Origin of the sequence: Cellulomonas sp. PS-H5 (genome assembly GCF_019265565.1) — a bacterium.
Lineage (GTDB): Bacteria > Actinomycetota > Actinomycetes > Actinomycetales > Cellulomonadaceae > Cellulomonas.
In genome coordinates, this window is record NZ_JAHVCI010000121.1 from 1 (window position 1) to 3,183 (window position 3,183).

General features: G+C 77.9%; 2 protein-coding genes. Both read right to left on the reverse strand.

Features of this window, described 5'->3' with window-relative positions; all coding sequences use genetic code 11:
* Positions 1–28: 28 nt before the first annotated feature.
* A complete protein-coding gene (locus J5O08_RS20455) occupies positions 29–2,716 on the reverse strand; it encodes a hypothetical protein (protein WP_218708750.1) in 2,688 nt (895 codons plus the stop codon).
* Positions 2,717–2,858: 142 nt separating this feature from the next.
* The coding region (locus tag J5O08_RS20460; RefSeq protein WP_218708752.1) for a hypothetical protein at positions 2,859–3,183 on the reverse strand (325 nt) is incomplete at its 5' end.

Here is a 3,183-nt window from a genome sequence, read left to right on the forward strand (position 1 = left end):
GGCCGGACCGCGCGCCGCGGGCGCCGGCTCACGGCGCGGGCCACCCCTCGTCGGCTGCGGTCGCGTCGAGCGCGCGCCGCAGCCGCGCCCGGTGCACCGCCACGGCCACCCCGCCCGCGACGAGCAGCAGCGCCGCCCCGCCGAGGAGCGCCGCGTCCGCGCCCGTGACCGCGAGCGGCTGCTCCGGTTCCGGCGCCGCCTCGGGCGTGGGCACGGGCGCCGCGACGGTCAGCGTCTCGGCCGGGTCGCCGCACTCCCCGGTCGACAGCACGGTCCCGTCCGCGGCGGTGGTGCGCTCGACGTACCCGTAGGTTCCGGGCTCCGTCGTCGGGTACCGGCCCGTGACGTACTCCCCCGGGCCGTCGGCCAGCGGGATCGGCGCCGACGTCCAGACCGGCTCGGTGCAGTCGAGCGGCTCGCCCTCCGGTGCGTGGAACAGGTCGACGACCGTGGTCGCCCCCGCCGGGACCGTGCCGCTGACGACCACGACGTCCCAGAGCGCGTCGCCGACCACCGGCCCGTCGGCGCTCGCGTCGGGCTCCCCGGAGCCCTCGGGCGCGGCCGAGCCCTGCAGCCCGTCGCCACCCTCGTCAGGCGCGGACGAACCCTCCGGCGCACCGGAGCGCGCCTGCGTCCGGACCGCCAGGTCCGCGGTCACGAGTGTCGTCTCGTAGGGCAGCCCGCAGACGCCGGCGTGCCGGACGGACCCGTCCGCGGCGTGCAGCGTCTCGACCCAGTAGACGGCGCCCTCCCGGTCGGGGGCCGGCGCGCTGCCGGAGTCGTAGAGGCCGGCCGCGGGCACCGGCACCGCCTCGGACGTCCACAGCAGCGTGTCCTCGTCGCACACCGGCTCGGCCTCGGGGTCCTGCGGGCCGTAGGCCCGGAACACCAGGTGGTCGCCCGGGTCGGTCGTACCGGTGACCAGGGCGACGTCGTGGATCGGCGCACCGGTCGCGGCGGACGGCTGCGCCCGGGTCACGACGGAGGGCGGCACCACGACCTCGGGCGGACCGGGCACGTAGAACACCTCCCGCACGTCGTCGAACGGGCTGACGTAGGCCTCGACCCGGTCGTCCCCGGCGAACGCGTAGACGAACACGAAGTAGTCGCCGCCCGGGTGGGTGGCCCGCACCGGCGCGAGCACCGGGTGCGCGTCGTCGTAGCCCACCTCGAACACGCCGTCCACCGCCGCGAGCGTGTCCGTCCAGTGCACCGGGGCGTCCTCGGGCACGTCCGGGCGGTCGGGCGCCGCCGCCAGCGGGCCGTAGACCGTGACCGTCGCCTCCCCGAGGTCGGCCGCCCAGCCGCCGAGCCCGCCGAACTGGCCGTGGTCGTCGGGGTAGCCGCTGATCGTGATGCGGTCGAACGCCCGGCCGCCCGGCGCGACGTTGTACTCCCGGACCTCCGACTCGTGCACGAGGTCGAACCGGTCGACCGCCGTCTCCGCCTCCTCGAACCACGGAGCGGCGAAGTCCTCGCGGACGTAGTCGGCGAACGGCCCCGCGTCGGCCCGGCGGATCGTGACGACCGCGGTGTAGAAGCCCGGGCCGCTCGCGTGCACGGTGCCCGCGGTGCTGACCGTGCCGGGCCCCTCGGCGACGACGCGCTCGACCCCGGCGACCGGCGCGTCCGCGGGCGGCGCCTCGGCCTGCGGCTGCGGGCTGTCGTACGGCCCGTACCAGGTGACGTCCGCGGGGAGGGCGACCGGGACGCCGTCGAGCACGGCCCACTCGTCCCCGGGCGCCGCGGCGAACGTCACCACGTCGACGAGGGGGTCGCCGGCGCCGATCACGACGTCGCGCACGGTGGTGGTCGCGCGCGGGCGGAAGTCCCGGACCACCTCGAACGGCTCACCGGGGACCGACACCTCCGCCGGGTCGTGCCCGGGTCGGTTGCCGTAGGTGAGCTGGTCCTGGCGGTTCGCGGCCAGCTCGAGCACGGTCACCGTCGTGCGCCAGGCGTCCGGGAACCGGACCTCGTACGACACCGTGCCGTTGCCGGTCGCGGTCCAGCCCAGCGTGATCGGCGCCGTCGTGGTCGTGCCGGAGTAGGTGCGGGTGCCCGTGGCGTCCAGGGTCGCCGGACCGCTGAGGGTGAGCGTGAACGGGACGCCGGCGACGAGCTGGCCCGACGCGGACCGCAGGTGGATCCCGCGGATCTCGCCGGTCCGGGTGCCCTCCCCCGACACCGACCCGGCGACGCCGGTCCACGGCCCGGCCTCGGCCGCCGCCTGCGCCATGATCTGATCGGCCCGGTCCTTCACCGCCTGCGGGGTCGCGGCCGCGAGCAGGCCGCGGACGGCGTCGACGTCGCCGCCCGCCATCGAGCCGGAGCGCTGGTGCCGCTGGTGCACCTCGTAGCCGAGCGCCGCCTGGGTCAGGTCGTCCGTCGACCAGCGGTGCCGGGCGAGGGCGGCCGCCAGCTGCGGGTCGTCCACGTGGGTCGCGCCGCGGACGGTGTCGGCGGGTCCGGACGCGGTCACCCGCGCCTGGACGCAGTACCCGTGCTCGTCGGACCCGGCCGGTCCGTCGAGCGGGCCGAGCTGGACGGGCCCGTAGCCGGACGGGGTGATGCTGATGCCGGTCGCCGGCACCGCCGCGGCGGCGGGCGCCGGGCCGGGGGCGAGCAGCAGGGCGAGGCCCGCCCCCGCTGCGAGGGTGGCGGCGAGCAGCGCCGAGGTGGCGCGGCGGGCATGCCAAGATGGCCGTGCTTGCATGTCAGGTCTCCTGAGGAACTGTCGAGCGGGCGCGAGGGTCCGGTGTGCCAGCACCGGGCCCTCTCCGCTGGGTGCGGTCGGTCGTGCGTCGTCTCGTCGGGGTCAGGCTCTGCTCAGCGGCGCCTCCCCGGGTGCGCGCCGGTCACTCGAGCTCCCAGACGTTGCCGAACTCGTCGCCGCCCCAGCCGCCGCCCTCGGTCTCGACGACCACGGTCCAGCCGTCCGGCACGGGGTCGCCCGGCGACCAGCGGGACAGCCAGCCGTCGTAGCGGCCGCCGCCCGTCCCGGTCGTCGAGCCGCCGGCGGACCCGCCGGTGGGCCGCGTCGCGCCGGACGCCGTGCCCGCCGTCCCGCGCGTCCCGGCCGACGACGACGCCTGCGCCCGGGCGGCCGCGGCGCGCTCCGCCGCGAGCCGGTCCTGCTCGGCCTGCCACGCCTCCTCGGCGGCCGCGACGGCCGCCCGCGCG

Coding starts and splice junctions, on each gene's coding strand:
- J5O08_RS20455 (WP_218708750.1), bottom strand. CDS start 2,716: ATGCAAGCACGGCCATCTTGGCATGCCCGCCGCGCCACCTCGGCGCTG.